Source organism: Nostocoides japonicum T1-X7 (assembly GCF_001046855.1).
Lineage (GTDB): Bacteria > Actinomycetota > Actinomycetes > Actinomycetales > Dermatophilaceae > Nostocoides > Nostocoides japonicum.
Genome location: NZ_HF570958.1, coordinates 3069552 through 3084405, shown reverse-complemented (window position 1 = coordinate 3084405; position 14854 = coordinate 3069552). Strand labels below are relative to the sequence as shown.

General features: G+C 72.0%; 16 protein-coding genes. 4 read left to right on the top strand and 12 right to left on the bottom strand.

Translation table 11 applies throughout. The annotated features are described in order from the left end of the window. The 3 genes from BN12_RS25225 to BN12_RS13880 all read right to left on the bottom strand — a co-directional run. The coding region (locus tag BN12_RS25225) for a hypothetical protein (protein ID WP_048553322.1) at positions 1–259 on the bottom strand (259 nt) is incomplete at its 3' end. Continuing rightward, on the bottom strand, positions 259–1233 hold the full coding sequence (locus tag BN12_RS13885) for a helix-turn-helix transcriptional regulator (RefSeq protein WP_048553320.1): 975 nt from the start codon (positions 1231–1233) through the stop codon (positions 259–261). The genes BN12_RS25225 and BN12_RS13885, both read right to left, overlap by 1 nt. Next, a complete protein-coding gene (locus BN12_RS13880) occupies positions 1230–2228 on the bottom strand; it encodes a helix-turn-helix transcriptional regulator (RefSeq protein ID WP_048553318.1) in 999 nt (332 codons plus the stop codon). Before BN12_RS13880 ends, BN12_RS13885 begins: the two co-directional genes overlap by 4 nt. Before the next feature lie 44 nt (positions 2229–2272). On the opposite strand from BN12_RS13880, the gene BN12_RS13875 reads away from it, so the two are divergent. Continuing rightward, a complete protein-coding gene (locus tag BN12_RS13875; RefSeq protein ID WP_083454646.1) occupies positions 2273–3460 on the top strand; it encodes a DUF3866 family protein in 1188 nt (395 codons plus the stop codon). Positions 3461–3467: 7 nt separating this feature from the next. On the opposite strand, the gene BN12_RS13870 is transcribed toward BN12_RS13875, so the two are convergent. The 3 genes from BN12_RS13870 to pafA all read right to left on the bottom strand — a co-directional run bounded on the left by BN12_RS13870 (position 3468) and on the right by pafA (position 6343). Next, on the bottom strand, positions 3468–3854 hold the full coding sequence (locus tag BN12_RS13870) for an FKBP-type peptidyl-prolyl cis-trans isomerase (protein ID WP_048553316.1): 387 nt from the start codon (positions 3852–3854) through the stop codon (positions 3468–3470). A 50-nt stretch (positions 3855–3904) separates the two neighbouring features. Further along, positions 3905–4867 carry an FKBP-type peptidyl-prolyl cis-trans isomerase gene (locus BN12_RS13865; RefSeq protein WP_048553314.1) on the bottom strand — a complete coding sequence of 321 codons (963 nt, stop codon included), beginning with the start codon at positions 4865–4867 and terminating at the stop codon, positions 3905–3907. A gap of 102 nt (positions 4868–4969) precedes the next feature. Then, on the bottom strand, positions 4970–6343 hold the full coding sequence (gene pafA, locus BN12_RS13860) for a Pup--protein ligase (RefSeq protein WP_048553312.1): 1374 nt from the start codon (positions 6341–6343) through the stop codon (positions 4970–4972). A gap of 147 nt (positions 6344–6490) precedes the next feature. On the opposite strand from pafA, the gene BN12_RS13855 reads away from it, so the two are divergent. After that, the gene (locus tag BN12_RS13855; protein ID WP_048553310.1) at positions 6491–7126 is read left to right on the top strand and encodes a peroxiredoxin; all 636 of its coding nucleotides are present in this window, start codon (positions 6491–6493) and stop codon (positions 7124–7126) included. A 164-nt stretch (positions 7127–7290) separates the two neighbouring features. Here the strand turns inward: BN12_RS13855 and prcA are convergent, their stop codons facing one another. The 4 genes from prcA to dop form a co-directional block, all read right to left on the bottom strand. Further along, positions 7291–8133: a proteasome subunit alpha gene (prcA, locus tag BN12_RS13850; protein ID WP_048553309.1), complete on the bottom strand. Its 843-nt coding sequence runs from the start codon at positions 8131–8133 to the stop codon at positions 7291–7293. Positions 8134–8253: 120 nt separating this feature from the next. Further along, complete coding sequence (prcB, locus tag BN12_RS13845) at positions 8254–9081, bottom strand: proteasome subunit beta (RefSeq protein WP_048553308.1); 828 nt, start codon at positions 9079–9081, stop codon at positions 8254–8256. After that, positions 9078–9275: a ubiquitin-like protein Pup gene (locus tag BN12_RS26180; RefSeq protein ID WP_048553306.1), complete on the bottom strand. Its 198-nt coding sequence runs from the start codon at positions 9273–9275 to the stop codon at positions 9078–9080. Before BN12_RS26180 ends, prcB begins: the two co-directional genes overlap by 4 nt. 58 nt (positions 9276–9333) lie before the next feature. Next, complete coding sequence (gene dop, locus BN12_RS13835) at positions 9334–10854, bottom strand: depupylase/deamidase Dop (protein ID WP_048553305.1); 1521 nt, start codon at positions 10852–10854, stop codon at positions 9334–9336. Positions 10855–10928: 74 nt separating this feature from the next. Here dop and BN12_RS13830 point away from each other — a divergent pair, with 74 nt between their 5' ends. Continuing rightward, positions 10929–11915 (top strand): ribose-phosphate diphosphokinase, encoded by a 987-nt coding sequence (locus BN12_RS13830; RefSeq protein ID WP_048553303.1) that lies wholly within the window; start codon positions 10929–10931, stop codon positions 11913–11915. 9 nt (positions 11916–11924) lie between these two features. Next, the gene (locus BN12_RS13825) at positions 11925–12293 is read left to right on the top strand and encodes a DUF3054 domain-containing protein (RefSeq protein ID WP_200901217.1); all 369 of its coding nucleotides are present in this window, start codon (positions 11925–11927) and stop codon (positions 12291–12293) included. A 565-nt stretch (positions 12294–12858) separates the two neighbouring features. Here BN12_RS13825 and ruvB read toward each other — a convergent pair. Then, positions 12859–14001, bottom strand: a complete 1143-nt coding sequence (gene ruvB, locus BN12_RS13820) for a Holliday junction branch migration DNA helicase RuvB (protein ID WP_048553301.1) — start codon at positions 13999–14001, stop codon at positions 12859–12861. 196 nt (positions 14002–14197) lie between these two features. Then, a partial coding sequence (gene ruvA / locus BN12_RS13815) for a Holliday junction branch migration protein RuvA (protein WP_327152657.1) occupies positions 14198–14854 on the bottom strand: 657 nt, incomplete at its 5' end.

Here is a 14854-nt window from a genome sequence, read left to right as displayed (position 1 = left end):
CCTGCCGCTCCTCGACGTACTCCGCGGCGAGGCTCGCCGGGTTCTCGAAGACGGCGAGCCGGACGTCCTCGGCCCCGGGCCCCGGGGCCAGCCGGTCCCGCTCCGTCTCGAGCGCGGCGAGGAGCCGCTCGGCCTGCCCGAGCTCCTTCGAGAGGGCCTTCGCCGACCGCCACGCCCGCCACCCGACCCACGCGAGGAGAGCGGCGGAGGCGAGCACGAGGCATACCCAGAGCAGCAGCCAGCCCCACCAGGGAAGCATCAGTCGATCCCCTCGTATGCCGTGAGCGCGGCGGCGGCCGCGTGGGCCACCTCGTCGGCGAGCCCGGCCGGCTCGACGACCCGCCCGAGGCCGCCGAGACGCAGGACGAGCCGGCGCAGCCACTCGGTGTCACCGGTCCGCAGCGACACCTCCAGCCCTCCGTCGGCACGCTCGGTGACCGACTCGACGGGGTAGTAGTCGGCGACCCAGCGGGCGCCGGGCGCGAGGAGCAGGGTGACGAGCGGGTCCTCGGGTCCGGCCTGGAAGGCTCCGAGATCGAGGTCCCGCGCCGTGGCGTCGGGCGGCGGCGTCCCGTCGACGTCGAGGACGGTGAGGTCCTCGACGCGGTCCATGCGGAACAGCCGGGTGTCCTGGGCGCGGTGGCACCAACCCTCGAGGTACCAGTGGGCGTCGATGTTGACGACCCGCATCGGGTCGACGTCGCGCTCGGTCGTCTCGTCGCGGCTCGGCACGAGGTAGCGCAGCTGCACGCGCCGGTGCCTCTCGACCGCCTCCCTCGCGCGGGCGAGCATGACGGCGGACGCCGCGTCGCTGATGTCGACGGCCACCCGCGACGCCGCCTCCGCAGCGGCACCGGTCGCCTCCTCGAGCTTGGCGAGCGCCCGCCCGACGGCGTCGGTGTCGGTGATGCCCGGCACCTCGGCGAGGGCGCGGAGGCCGACCATGAGGGTGATGGCCTCGTCGACGCCGAGCCGGAGGGGCCGGGCGATCGTCTCGGCGTTCCGGACGACGATCCGGCCGCCCTCGGAGTCGACCTCGATGAGCTCGTCGGGCATCTGGCCGTAGCCGCACAGGTAGATGAGGTCGAGGTCGGCCTGGAGCTGCTCGGGCGTGATGCCGAGCCCCGCGGCCGCCTCCTCGACGCCGATGCCCGGCCGGTTCGCGAGCCACGGGACGAGGGTGAGGAGGCGGGACAGCCGGGCGGTGGCCGTCTCGACGGCCGCTGGGCTCATCGGGCCGCTCCCGGCGCCCCGTGGGTGGCCAGGGCGCCCCGCAGCCGGGTGACGACGGCCCGGACGAGCTCCGGCGGCGCCTGCGCGACGACGTCGGAGCCGTAGCCGACGAGCTCGTCGACGAGCGAGTCGACGTCGGCGTACTCGACCTCGAGCCGGGTCCAGAACTCGTCGACGTCCTCGGCCGTCCGGGCGCGGCGACGCAGCGCGTGGCCCTGCCCGGCGCGGACCCGGACGACCGCCGGCTCCGGGCTCGGCCGGTCGCTCGTCGTCCGCCGCACCGAGGCGGCCGGGTCGTGGTCCTCCGGCACGGCATACGGCGGCGCGTCCGGGTCCGGGGTCACCGGGCCGACGACGCGGGAGAGCCGGAAGAGCCGCTCGGCGTCGCGGGCCTCGTCGAACCCGGTGAGGTACCACCGGCCGTGCCACGACGCCATCCCCCACGGGTGGACCCGCCGGGTGCGGACCTCGCCGTCGGAGCGGCGGTAGTCGAAGGTGATGACCTGCTGGCCGAGGACGGCCCGGCGGACCGCCTCGAACGCCGGCTCGGTCGTCCGCAGGCGTGGCTCGATGCCGACGAGGGAGTCCTCGTCGCGCTCGATGCCGGCCGCCCGCAGCTTGCGGATCGCCTCGGCAGCCGGGCCGGCGAGGGAGGCCTGCGCCCACGTCCGGCTCGCGAGGCCGAGGACCGCCAGCTCGTCGGGCTCGAAGGTGATGTCGGGGAGGGCGTAGTCGCGCTGGTGGATCCGATAGCCCGGCTCGTCGTCCCAGATCGAGTTGAGGTCCTCGGTGACGAGGGGGATGCCGAGGTCGCGCAGCTCGTCCTTGTCCCGCTCGAACATCCGGTCGAAGGCCTCGGTCGTCGGGGCCCGATGGTACTGCGGGACCATCTCGCGGAGCCGGGACTTCGGGAGCGGGCGCCTCGTGTAGAGGAGACAGAGGACGAGGTTGAGCAGCCGCTCGGTCTTGGCCGCGGGGCCGGTCGGGGCGCTCATGGGACAGAACACTAGTCCGGATCGGCGCGGATATCCTTCCCGACATGATGCAGTGGCGCGAGGGGACCGTGGTGCGGGAGACGGGGCGCTGGGCCGGGGCCGTGGAGTATGCCGTCGAGGTCTCCCCCGCCCCCGACGCGACGAGCGACTCCTGGCGTTCTGGCACCCGATCGGGGCCTGTGCACCACCCCACGTCCGACGTGGCCGGGGAGGTGCGGGCGTTGGCATACCCGGCCGTCGTCGGCGAGCCGCGTCCCGGCGACCGGGTGCTCCTCAACGTGTCGGCCCTCGCGCGCGGGCTCGGCACCGGCGGGCTGGCCCTCGTCGTCGCGGTCCCCGACCGGCTCCCCGCCGACCCGCCGCCTGCGGCGGGCCACATCGTCAAGGCGCGCTACACGCCGCAGCAGCAGATGTTCCTCGCCGTCGACGAGCAGGACAGCCCCCACCACGCGACCCTGTCCGACGACCCGAGCGTCCGCGACGGCGACCTGCTCGGCCTCCCCGTCGTCGTCGCCGACCTCCACTCGGCCCTGCCGGCCGTCCTCGCCGGCCTCCTCCTCGACCGGCCGGACGCCCGGGTCGTCTATCTCATGACGGACGGCGGGGCCCTGCCCCTGGCGTTCTCCCGCACCGTCGCGACGCTCCGGTCGACCGGATGGCTCGCCGCGTCGGTCACCGTGGGGCAGGCGTTCGGCGGCGACCACGAGGCGGTGTCGCTCCACTCCGGGCTGCTCGCCGCCCGGCACGTCCTCGGAGCCGATGTCGCCGTCGTCGTCCAGGGACCCGGCAACGTCGGAACGGGCACCCCGTGGGGCTTCTCCGGCCTCGCGTGCGGGGAGGCACTCAACGCCGCGTGGACACTCCACGGACACGGGATCGCCGCGCTCCGGGTCTCCGGATCGGACCCGCGGGGCCGCCACCGCGGCATCTCCCACCACAGCCTCACGGCCTACGGACGGATCGTCCTCGGCGCGGCTGACGTCCCGGTCTGCGCGCCCGAGAACCCGCTCCAGCAGGAGGTGCTCGACGCGGCCGAGGAGCTGAGCCTCGCCGCGACGGGCCGGCTCTCGATCGTCGAGGTCCCGACGGAGGGGCTGCTCGACGCGCTCGCCGAGGCGCCCGTGCGGCTCTCGACGATGGGCCGCGGCCTCGACGTCGACCCCGAGCCGTTCCTCTACGCCGCCGTCGCCGGCCGGCACGCCGCGTCGCTCGTGCCGGCGACGCCCACGTGATCCAGGGTCAGCGCACGTCGACGAGGTCGACGACGAAGATGAGCGTCTCGCCGCCCTTGATGACGCCACCCGCGCCGCGGTCGCCGTACCCGAGGTGCGGCGGGATCGTCAGCCGGCGCCGCCCGCCGACCCGCATCCCGACGATGCCGTCGTCCCACCCCTGGATGACCCGGCCGACCCCGACACGGAAGTCGAGCGGCGCCCCACGGTTCCACGAGGCGTCGAACTCCTCCCCCGTCGAGTGCGCGACGCCGACGTAGTGGGCCCGCACGGTGCTCCCGGGTGTCGCCTCCGCCCCGTCGCCGACGGTGATGTCCTCGATGACGAGGTCGGTCGGCGGCTCGTCGCCGGGGAAGTCGATCTCGGGCTTGGTCGTGTCGGGGTCGAACGGCATACGGATGGTTCCTTCCGCGGTGGGTGGGTGAGGAGTGCGCGAGGCCCTGGTCAGTACGCCCCGAGGATGTCCATGACGAAGACCATCGTGTCGGTCCCCTTGATCTCGCCGCTCCCGGCCGAGCCGTAGCCCTGGGCCGGCGGGACGACGAGGAGCAGCCGGCTGCCGACCTTCTGGCCGACGACGGAGGTGTCCCAGCCCTTGATGACCTGGCCCTCGCCCGCGGGGAACTCGATGTATGCGGGGTCGTGCGCCCACGCGCTGTCGAAGACCTTCCCGTTGCGCCACAGGACACCGGTGTATGTCGCGCGGACCGTCTGCCCCTTCTTCACCGTCGCGCCGGTGCCCTCGACGAGCGGCTGGACGACGAGCTTCGTCGGGGCCTTCTCCCCCTTGGGGATGGTGATCGTCGCCGCCTTGTCCTTGTTGAACACGACGGTCGGCAGGCCCTTCTTGGGGGCGACCGCCGTGCCGGTGGCGGCGGGGAGCATCGTCACGGCGGAGCGGATGTCCATGAGGACGACCATCGTGTCGTCGGCGGCGATGCCGAGCGACGTCGCGCCCTGCGTGCCGAACCCGTCCGCCGGCGGGATCGCGACGAGGACCCGGGAGCCGATCTTCTGGTTGTCGAGCGCCTTCTTCAGCCCGGCGATGACCGTCGTGTCGCCGACGGGCAGCCCCGTCGGGGCGGACTCGTAGTTGCTGTTGACCGTCTTCCCGCTCGTGCCGTTGACGACCGCGAGGGACACCGAGGCGACCTGGCCGCTCTTCAGGGTCGCGCCCTTGCCCTCCGTGATGACCCGGGTCTCGGTCTTGGTGACCTTGAACGGCTTCTCCGGCAGCGTGATGGCCGGCGTCTTCTTGGCGTCGGCGCCGACGACCTTCACCGCGGCGATCTGGCCCGACGCGGACGAGGAGGACGACGACGAGGAGGAGCCGCCGGAGCCGCAGGCGGCCACCACGAGGGTCGAGGCGGCGAGCAGGACGGCGGCGACGCGGGCACGGGAGTTCACGGGGTGGGAGACCTCACGGATAGGGTTTGGAGAGCCCGCTCACGATAACGGCCGCGTCTGTGGATGCCGAATCGCCGCGGTCAGCGTTCTCCCAGCCGGCGTTCAGCCGCTGGCGGCCATGCCCTCGATGAGACGGTCGACCCGCGGGTCGTGGGAGAGGAACGGGTCCTTGCACAGGACCGTGCGCTGCGCCTGGTCGTTGAGCTTGAGGTGCACCCAGTCGACGGTGAAGTCCCGCCGGTGCTGCTGCGCCGCGGCGACGAAGTCTCCCCGCAGCTTGGCCCGGGTCGTCTGCGGCGGGGTCGTCGTCGCCTCCTCGATCTCGTCGTCGGTCACGACGCGCGTCACCTTGCCGGCGCGCTGGAGGACGTAGAAGAGGCCCCGCTGCCGGTCGATGTCGTGGTAGGCGAGGTCGATCTGGGCGATACGGGGGTGCTCCAGCGGTATGCCGTGCTTCGCGGCATACGAGTCGATGAGCCGGTGCTTGATGACCCAGTCGATCTCGGTCTCCACGAGCGAGAGCCGGTCGGTCGAGACCGCCTCGAGGGTCCGCGACCACAGGTCGAGGACCTGCTTGTGGACCAGGCTCTCCGACCCGACCCGGTCGACGTAGGACTGGGCTCGCTCGAGGTACTCGGTCTGGATCTGCAGCGCCGACAGCTGCCGCCCGTTCGCCAGCCGGACCGGCCGCCGCCCGGTGAGGTCGTGGCTGATCTCGCGGATCGCGCGGATCGGGTTCTCCAGTGTCATGTCGCGCATGACGACCCCCGCCTCGATCATCTGGAGGACGAGGTCCGCCGAGCCGACCTTGAGCAGGGTCGTCGCCTCGCTCATGTTCGAGTCGCCGACGATGACGTGGAGGCGGCGGTAGTGCTCGGCGTCGGCGTGCGGCTCGTCGCGGGTGTTGATGATCGGGCGGCTGCGCGTCGTCGCCGACGAGACGCCCTCCCAGATGTGGTCGGCCCGCTGGCTCACGCTGAAGAAGGCGCCCTTGGAGGTCTGGATGACCTTGCCCGCGCCGCACGTGAGCTGCCGGGTCACGAGGAAGGGCAGCAGGACGTCGGAGAAGGCCTGGAACTCCCCCGCGCGGCCGACGAGGTAGTTCTCGTGGCAGCCGTAGGAGTTGCCGGCCGAGTCGGTGTTGTTCTTGAAGACGTAGATCGTGCCGGCCACGCCCTCCTCGGCGAGCCGGGTCTGTGCGTCGGCGACGAGGCCCTCGATGACCCGCTCCCCCGCCTTGTCGTGGACGACGAGCTCGCGGACGTCGTCGCACTCGGGCGTCGCATACTCCGGGTGGGAGCCGACGTCGAGGTAGAGGCGTGACCCGTTGGAGAGGAAGACGTTGCTCGACCGGCCCCAGGCGACGACCTTGCGGAAGAGGTACCGTGCCACCTCGTCGGGTGTCAGCGTGCGCTGGCCCTGGGACGTGCACGTGATGCCGTACTCGTTCTCGATCCCGAAGATCCGGCGCTCCATGAACCCACTCTAGGCGCCCGGCGGTGCGACGGCCCCGTGACCGCGCTGTCCGCATACTGGAACAACCCATCCGATCGGTGGACGATCACGCCGAGTTATGGGTTACTGAACCAGACGTTACTTCATCTCGACCCAGGAGCACCTCACGTGACTTCGCTGCGCCTCGGCGACGCTGCCCCGAACTTCACCGCCTCGACGACCGAAGGCGAGCTCGACTTCCTCGACTGGAAGGGCGACGCGTGGGCGGTCCTCTTCAGCCACCCGGCCGACTTCACGCCCGTCTGCACGACGGAGCTCGCTCGCGTCGCGCAGCTCAAGGACGAGTGGGCCGCCCGCAACACGAAGGTCCTCGCGGTGAGCGTCGACGTGCTCGACGACCACACGGCGTGGAAGTCCGACATCGAGGACACCGCCGGGACGGGTGTCGACTACCCGATCATCGCCGACCCGGACCGTGAGGTGTCCGAGCTCTACGGCATGATCCACCCGGGCGAGGGCGACACGTCGCCGGTCCGCTCGGTCTTCATCATCGACCCGGCCGGCAAGGTGCGGCTCACGCTCACCTACCCCAAGAGCGCCGGCCGCAACTTCGACGAGATCCTCCGCACCCTCGACGCCCTCCAGGTCAACGACGCGGGGCCGTACTCCACGCCCGTCGACTGGCGCAAGGGCGACAAGGTCATCATCGCCCCGTCCGTGTCGACCGAGGACGCGCGGGAGCGGTACGACGGCGTCGAGGTCGTCAAGCCCTACCTCCGGTACATCACCCAGCCCCAGGGCTGAAAGCCGGGGCAGCCCCTCTGCACCTGCCCGGCCGTGCCGGCCGTGCCGGCGCCCCTGCCGCTTTATCGGGTCACCCGATAACACTGAGCCTCACCCGAGTTGCGTTGTCGGGTGAGGCTCAGTCTTCTGGGGTCACCCGATAACACCGGACGGCCCCACCGCCGTCAGGCGTCCTCGGGGCGCTGCGTCTGCGGGTTCGTCGCGGCCTCCCGGGTGCTGTCGCCCGTGACCGACGTATCACCGGTCAGCACGTCGTGCGGGCCGGGGCCGGCGTCGTCGACCGTCGGCACGTCGCTCGTCGGGTCGTCGCGCGACAGCAGCCGCTCCAGGAGCGGGCCGGCGATGCGGCGGAAGGTGCGGCGCGGCCGGTTGCGGTCCAGGACGGCCACCTCGAGCTGGGCCGGCCCGAGCTGCCGGTCGGCGTCGCCGCCGTTCCCGTCCTTGCCGAGGAGCTCGACGGCGAGGGTCAGCGCGTCCCCGAGGGTCATGCCCGGGTGCCACCGCTCGCTGAGCGCCTGGTCGATGGGCTCGGCGGCACCGCCCATGACGACGTAGCCGTGCTCGTCGGCGACCGACCCGTCGTAGGTGAGGCGGTAGATCTGGTCCTCCTCCGCCGTGGTCCCGACCTCCGCGACGACGATCTCGACCTCGTAGGGCTTGGACTCCTGGATGAAGACAGTGCCGAGCGTCTGGGCGTAGGCGTTGGCGAGACCGCGGGCCGTGACGTCGGAGCGGTCGTAGGAGTAGCCGCGCAGGTCGGCATACCGGACGCCGGCGACCCGGAGGTTCTCGAACTCGTTGTACTTGCCGACGGCCGCGAAGGCGATCCGGTCGTAGATCTCGGAGACCTTGTGGAGGGCCCGGGAGGGGTTCTCGGCGACGAAGGCGATGCCGTGGTCGTAGCCGAGGACGACGACCGACCGGCCCCGGGCGATGCCCTTGCGGGCGAAGTCCGCCCGGTCCTTCATGAGCTGCTCGGGCGAGACGTAGAACGGCATGCTGGTCATCGAGGCCCCCGCGAAGTATCGGAGCGACGAAGGAGCGAAGAACGTCGTGGGGTGATGCTCATCGGGGCCCCCGCGAAGTATCGGAGCGACGAAGGAGCGAAGAACGTCGCGGGGTGATGCTCATCGGGGACCTCCGCCCGGGTTGCCCTCGCGCTCGGCGACGACGGCGGTGACCACCCCGGCGACCTCCTCGTCGGAGCGGAACACGGCCCCGTCGGCGTCGAGGCTGACGATCGTCGGCCAGATCCGGCGGCTCAGGTCGGGGCCGCCCGTCGCGCTGTCGTCATCGGCCGCGTCGTAGAGCGCCTCGACGGCCACCCGCACCGCACCGTCCCGGTCCAGCCCGGGCCGCCACGTCTTCTTCATCGACCCCCGGGCGAAGAGGGAGCCCGACCCGACACCGTGGTGGTCGTGCTCCTCGTAGCAGCCGCCCGTCACGTCGTAGGAGAAGATCCGGCCGGTGCCGCGCTGGAGGTCGTAGCCGGCGAAGAGCGGCACGACGGACAGGCCCTGCATCGCGAGGCCGAGGTTGGACCGGATCATCGACGCGAGCCGGTTCGCCTTGCCCTCCAAGGACATCAGGGTGCCCTCGATCTTCTCGTAGTGCTCCAGCTCGACCTGGAAGAGCCGGACCAGCTCGATCGCTATGCCGGCCGTGCCGGCGATGCCGACCGCGCTGTACTCGTCGGTCGCGAACACCTTCTCCATGTCGCGGTTGGCGATGATGTTGCCCATCGTCGCGCGCCGGTCACCGGCCATGACGACGCCGCCGTCGAAGGAGACCGTGACGATCGTCGTCCCGTGCGGCGCGTCGAGCGAGGTCCCCGGCGGCAGCGGCCGCCGGTGCGGCAGCAGCGAGGGGTCGTGGGCGGCGACGAAGTCGGTGAACGACGAGGAGCCTGCGGCGAGGTATGCGGGGGGCAGTCGCCCTCCGGGTGCCGCCGTCACTGGCCGCCCTTCTGGACGAACCCGCGGACGAACTCCTCCGCGTTGGTCTCCAGGACGCCGTCGATCTCGTCGAGGATGTCGTCGATGTCGGTGTCCGCGGCCGCTCCCTGGGCGGGGGGCGCGGCATCCGGCCCGGGGCCCTCGTCGGGACCGTCGTCGCGTCGCTGCGGACGGGTCTGCTCCTGCCCTGCCATCGTGGCCTCCTACCGGTCCTGGGTGGCATCCACCCGACATGTGCTCCTACCCGAAACCCTAGTCGCGAGGCTCGGGGACGTCAGCGAGGCCCGCGATGAGGGACGCCGCGTCGGCGGACCGCTCGAGGACCGCCCCGACGTGGGCCCGAGTGCCGCGGTGGGGGTCGAGGGTGGGGACGCGCTGCATCGTCGGGGCGCCGGGCACGTCGAAGATGACCGAGTCCCACGAGGCGGCGACCACCTCGCGGGGGAAGCGGGCGAGGCACTGGCCGCGGAACCAGGCCCGCGTGTCCTCGGGAGGCGTCGTCACGGCATACCGCACGGCGTCCTCGTCGACGAGCCGCTCGAACCGCCCGGACCGCTCGAGCCGGTTGAAGACGCCCTTCTCGAGGCGGACGTCGGACCACTGGATGTCGATGGCCCGCAGCCGCGGGTCGCCCCACTCGAGGCCGTCGCGGTCGCGGTAGCCCTCGAGGACGGCGAGCTTGGCGACCCAGTCGACCTCCCGGCGCGCGCTCATCGGGTCGGCCTCGAGGTGGGTGAGGATGCTCTCCCACCACCGGAGCACCTCGGCCGTGTCCTCGTCCGGTATGCCGCCGTGCCGCTCGTCGAGGTAGGCCCGGGACAGCTCGTAGTAACGCCAGAGGAGCTGGACCGCCGTCATCTGCGCGCCGTCGGACATCTCGACCTTCGTCCGCAGCGACGGGTCGTGGGAGACGGCCTGGAGGGTCGCGACGGGCCGGTGGACGGACAGGTCCTCGGCGATGAAGCCGTCCTCGATCATCGCGAGGACGAGGCTCGTCGAGCCGAGCTTGACGAGGTTCGCGACGTCGCAGTGGTTGGCGTCGCCGATGATGACGTGGAGCCGCCGGTAGAGGTCGGCGACGGCGTGCGGCTCGTCGCGGGTGTTGATGATGGGCCGCTTGAGGGTCGTCTCCAGCCCGACCTCGACCTCGAAGAAGTCGCTGCGCGAGGCGATCTGGTAGCCCGGCGTCCGGCTGTCGACGCCGATGCCGACGCGCCCGGCACCGCACATCACCTGGCGGACGACGAAGAAGGGGACGAGATGGCGGATGATGTCGGCGAACGGGGTCCGCCGCGACATGAGGTAGTTCTCGTGGGTGCCGTAGCTCGCGCCCTTGCCGTCGGTGTTGTTCTTGTAGAGGTTCACGCCGGGCGGCACGACGGACAGGCGGCGCGCCGCCTCCCGCATGATGACCTCGCCGGCCTTGTCCCACACGACCACGTCCCGGGGGCTCGTCACCTCCGGCGAGCTGTACTCGGGGTGCGCGTGGTCGACGTAGAGGCGGGCGCCGTTGGTGAGGACGACGTTCGCGAGGGTCGGGTCCTCGGTGTCGGCGCCCTCGTCGGTGAGCTGGCTCGGGTGGGCCTGGCCGCGACCCATGTCGAATCCCCGCGCGTCGTGGAGGGGCTGCTCGTCGGCGTAGTCCCACGAGGCCCGGGCGGCCTGGATGCCCCGGCCCGTCGCATACGCGTTGACGACCTGACCGGACAGGAGCATCGGGTTGGCGCTCGGGTTGCCCGGCACGGAGATGCCGTATTCGGTCTCGATCCCCATGACTCGGCGCACGCTCACAAGATCAGCCTAGGTCAGCGCCCCATCCGCGCCCGACCGGCCGTTAGGCTTGTCTCATGCGCGACGTGGTCGTCTTCTCCGGAAGCGCACACCCCGCCCTCGCTCGCCGGATCTGTGACCACCTCGGCGTGGAGCTCTCGCCCGTCGACATCAAGCGGTTCAGCAACGACTGCCTCCAGGCCCAGCTGCTGACCAACTGCCGGCAGCGCGACGTCTACATCGTCCAGCCACTCGTCCCCCCGACGCAGGAGAACCTCATGGAGCTCCTGCTCATGATCGACGCCGCGCGCGGTGCGTCGGCGGCGCAGATCACCGCCGTCATGCCGCACTTCGCGTATGCCAGGTCGGACAAGAAGGACGCCTCCCGGATCAGCCTCGGGGGGCGTCTCGTCGCGGACATGCTCGCGACCGCCGGCACCGACCGCGTGCTCACCATGACGCTGCACGCCCCGCAGGTCCACGGGTTCTTCTCGGTGCCCGTCGACCACCTCACGGCGATCGGCGTCCTCGCCGACCACTTCCGCGGGACCGACCTCGACGACATGGTCGTCGTCTCCCCCGACCTCGGCAACGCCAAGACGGCGACCCAGTTCTCCCGGCTGCTCGGCCTGCCGGTCGCGGCGGGCAGCAAGCAGCGCCTCGCCGACGACAAGGTCATCATCGACGCCATCGTCGGCGACGTGGAGGGGCGGCGGGCCATCATCCTCGACGACGAGATCGCGACGGGCGGGTCGATCGTCGAGCTCCTCGACCGGCTCAAGGACTTCGGCTGCACCGAGGCGGCCGTCGCGTGCACGCACGGGCTGTTCCGCGGCAAGGCCGTCGAGCGGCTGCGCCGGCACCCGATGGTCAGCCAGGTCGTGACGACCGACACCGTCCCCGAACCCACCGGCTGGCCCGAGCTGCAGATCCGCAGCGTCTCCCAGCTCTTCGCGGAGGCCATCTCGCGGATCCACGCCGGCGAGTCGGTGAGCAGCCTCTTCGACGGCGTCGACCCCACCCACGCGCCGCCGCAGCGCTCGCTCTTCGACCATGCCCACTAGGACCTGTCCGTGGTGAGACCCGTCCGACGCCGCGCCGACGCCTCGGCGTGGGCCGTCGACGCCGTGGCCGTCATCCTCTTCGCCGCCGTCGGGCGCATCTCCCACGGGGAGGGCCTGACGCTCAACGGGCTCATCGACACCGCCGGGCCGTTCCTCGGCGGGGTTCTCGTCGCGTGGCTCGTCATCGACTGGCAACGCTGGGAGCCGTATGCCTGGCGCACCGGGATCCTCGTCCTCGCGTGCGTCATCGTGGTCGGGATGGTGCTGCGCTCGCTCCTCGGCCAGGGCGTCCAGCCCTCGTTCGTCGTCGTCGCCACCCTCGTCCTCGCGCTCCTGCTCCTCGGCTGGCGCCTCGTCGCCCGTCGTCGCGAGGCCTGACGCCCACGACCTGGCGATCTGCCACCCGATCGGGGTCTCTGCACCACACCCCCCTGGCCATCTGGCACCCGATCGGGGCCTGAGCACCACACCCCCTGGCCATCTGCCACCCGATCGGGGTCTCTGCACCACACCCCCTTGGCCATCTGCCACCCGATCGGGGCCTGAGCACCACCTCACCCCGAGCTCATCCCCGACAGCCCGTCAAGCCCGCCGGGGCCGACCAGCTAGCCATCTGCCACCCGATCGGGGCCTCTGCACCACACCCCCCTGGCGATCTGCCACCCGATCGGGGCCTCTGCACCACACCCCCCTGGCCATCTGGCACCCAATCGGGGTCTCTGCGCCACACCCCCTTGGCCATCTGGCACCCAATCGGGGCCTGAGCACCATCTCACCCCGAGCTCATCCCCGACAGCCAACCCCGCCCGGGCCGACCGGCTAGCCATCTGGCACCCGATCGGGGCCTCTGCACCACACCCCCTTGGCGATCTGCCACCCGATCGGGGCCTGAGCACCACCCTTCACGACTCCCCCCATACGCCAGGCCGTGGCGGCGGGGCGGTCAGGAGGTGAAGCGGCCGGTCGGGGCGTCGTCGTCGTCGAGAGGAAGCGCGTCCTGGGTCATCGCGGACCGTGGGACGGACAGGCCGAGGTGACGCCACGCCTTCGGGGCGGCGGCACGGCCGCGGGGCGTGCGGATGACGAACCCCTCCCGGACGAGGAACGGCTCAGCCACCGTCTCGACGGTGTCGGACTCCTCCCCGACGGCGACGGCGAGGGTGGACAGGCCCACCGGACCACCCCCGAACCGGCGGCACAGTGCCTCGAGGACGGCCCGGTCGAGCCGGTCGAGGCCGGCCGCGTCGACGTCGAAGAGGGCCAGCGCGGCGTGCGCGGCCTCCTCGTCGACGAGGCCCGAGCCGTGGACCTGGGCCCAGTCGCGGACCCGGCGCAGGAGGCGGTTCGCGATCCGGGGTGTCCCCCGGGAGCGGGAGGCGATCTCCGCGATGCCCGTGTCGTCGGCCTCGACGCCGAGCAGCCGGGCCGACCGCCGCAGGATCGTCATGAGGTCGGCGACCTCGTAGAAGTCGAGGTGCCCGGTGAATCCGAACCGGTCTCGCAGCGGCGCGGGTAGCAGCCCGGCCCGGGTCGTCGCCCCGACGACCGTGAACGGCGGCAGCTCGAGCGGGATGGCCGTCGCCCCCGGCCCCTTGCCGACGACGACGTCGACCCGGAAGTCCTCCATCGCGAGGTAAAGCATTTCCTCGGCACTGCGCGACATCCGGTGGATCTCGTCGAGGAAGAGGACCTCGCCCTCGACGAGCGAGGAGAGGAGCGCGGCGAGGTCTCCCGCATGTTGGATGGCTGGTCCGCTCGTCACCCGGATCGGCCGGTCGAGCTCGGAGGCGACCATCATGGCCAGGGTCGTCTTGCCGAGCCCCGGAGGCCCGGACAGCAGGACGTGGTCGGGCGGGCTCCCCCGCCGGCGCGCCGCCTCGAGGACGAGGGACAGCTGGTCGCGCACCTTCGGCTGCCCCGCGAACTCCTCGAGCCGTCGAGGTCGCAGCGCCGCCTCGACGACCCGCTCGTCGTCCACCTCGACGGGGTCGACGACCCGGCCCGTCGCATCGAACGACCCGTCCTCGGTGCGCAGCGCGTCGAGGGCTGCCCGCTCGGCCGCCGTGAGCTCCGCGTCCCCGCTCATCGCATCCACCTCATCAGGCCACCATCACGCCATCAGTGCACCATGCCGAACCCCCACATGGACGGAGAAGTTGGGTGGGGACGGAGCAATTGCTTGCTCCGTCCCCACCCAACTTCTCCGTCCGAACAGAGGGGAGCCAGCCAGGGGGAGGGTTCGCCCGGACCGCGGCAGCCCATCGTCCACCGAGTAGTGTGGCTCATCGTCCACCGAGCAGTCGGAGCGCGTCCCGGAGGACGGTCGCGACCTCGACGTCGGCGCCGTCGGGGTCGGCCGGCGCGACCTTGTCGACCGCGTCCCCGGCCGCCTTCACCGGCCAGCCGAGTCCGGTCAGCGCCTCGGTGACCTGCTCGCGCCACGGCGACGCGGCGACCGAGGGAGCGCCGGAGCCGGCGGCGGACACCGGGCCGCTCGGCATACCGATCTTGTCCCGAAGCTCGAGGGCGAGCCGCTCGGCGACCTTCTTGCCGACACCGGGCACCTTCGTCAGGGCGACGAGGTCGGCCTGCGAGACCGCGCGGCGCAGCTCGTCCGGCGAGAGGACGGCGAGGAGCGCGAGGGCGAGCCGCGGGCCGACCCCGGTCACCGTCTGGAGTGTGTCGAACATGTCGCGCTCCTCCGGGGACCCGAACCCGAAGAGCGTCAACGAGTCCTCGCGGACGACGAGGGTCGTCGCGAGGGAGGCGTCCGCGCCGAGCCGGCAGCCGGCCGCCGTCGCGGGCGTCGTGTGGACGAGCATCCCGACGCCGCCGACGGAGACGACGACACGGTCGAGGCCGACGTGCTCGACGGGTCCGCTGACGGACGCGATCATCGGGCGGCCCGCTCGGCCGGCCGGCCCTGCCCGGCGAGCCGA

Bases quoted from the DNA above. Each gene is read 5' to 3' on its own strand.
- BN12_RS13885 (WP_048553320.1), bottom strand. From the start codon at position 1,233: ATGAGCCCAGCGGCCGTCGAGACGGCCACCGCCCGGCTGTCCCGCCTC.
- BN12_RS13880 (WP_048553318.1), bottom strand. From the start codon at position 2,228: ATGAGCGCCCCGACCGGCCCCGCGGCCAAGACCGAGCGGCTGCTCAAC.
- BN12_RS13875 (WP_083454646.1), top strand. From the start codon at position 2,273: ATGATGCAGTGGCGCGAGGGGACCGTGGTGCGGGAGACGGGGCGCTGG.
- BN12_RS13870 (WP_048553316.1), bottom strand. From the start codon at position 3,854: ATGCCGTTCGACCCCGACACGACCAAGCCCGAGATCGACTTCCCCGGC.
- pafA (WP_048553312.1), bottom strand. From the start codon at position 6,343: ATGGAGCGCCGGATCTTCGGGATCGAGAACGAGTACGGCATCACGTGC.
- prcA (WP_048553309.1), bottom strand. From the start codon at position 8,133: ATGACCAGCATGCCGTTCTACGTCTCGCCCGAGCAGCTCATGAAGGAC.
- BN12_RS26180 (WP_048553306.1), bottom strand. From the start codon at position 9,275: ATGGCAGGGCAGGAGCAGACCCGTCCGCAGCGACGCGACGACGGTCCC.
- dop (WP_048553305.1), bottom strand. From the start codon at position 10,854: ATGGGGATCGAGACCGAATACGGCATCTCCGTGCCGGGCAACCCGAGC.
- BN12_RS13830 (WP_048553303.1), top strand. From the start codon at position 10,929: ATGCGCGACGTGGTCGTCTTCTCCGGAAGCGCACACCCCGCCCTCGCT.
- ruvB (WP_048553301.1), bottom strand. From the start codon at position 14,001: ATGAGCGGGGACGCGGAGCTCACGGCGGCCGAGCGGGCAGCCCTCGAC.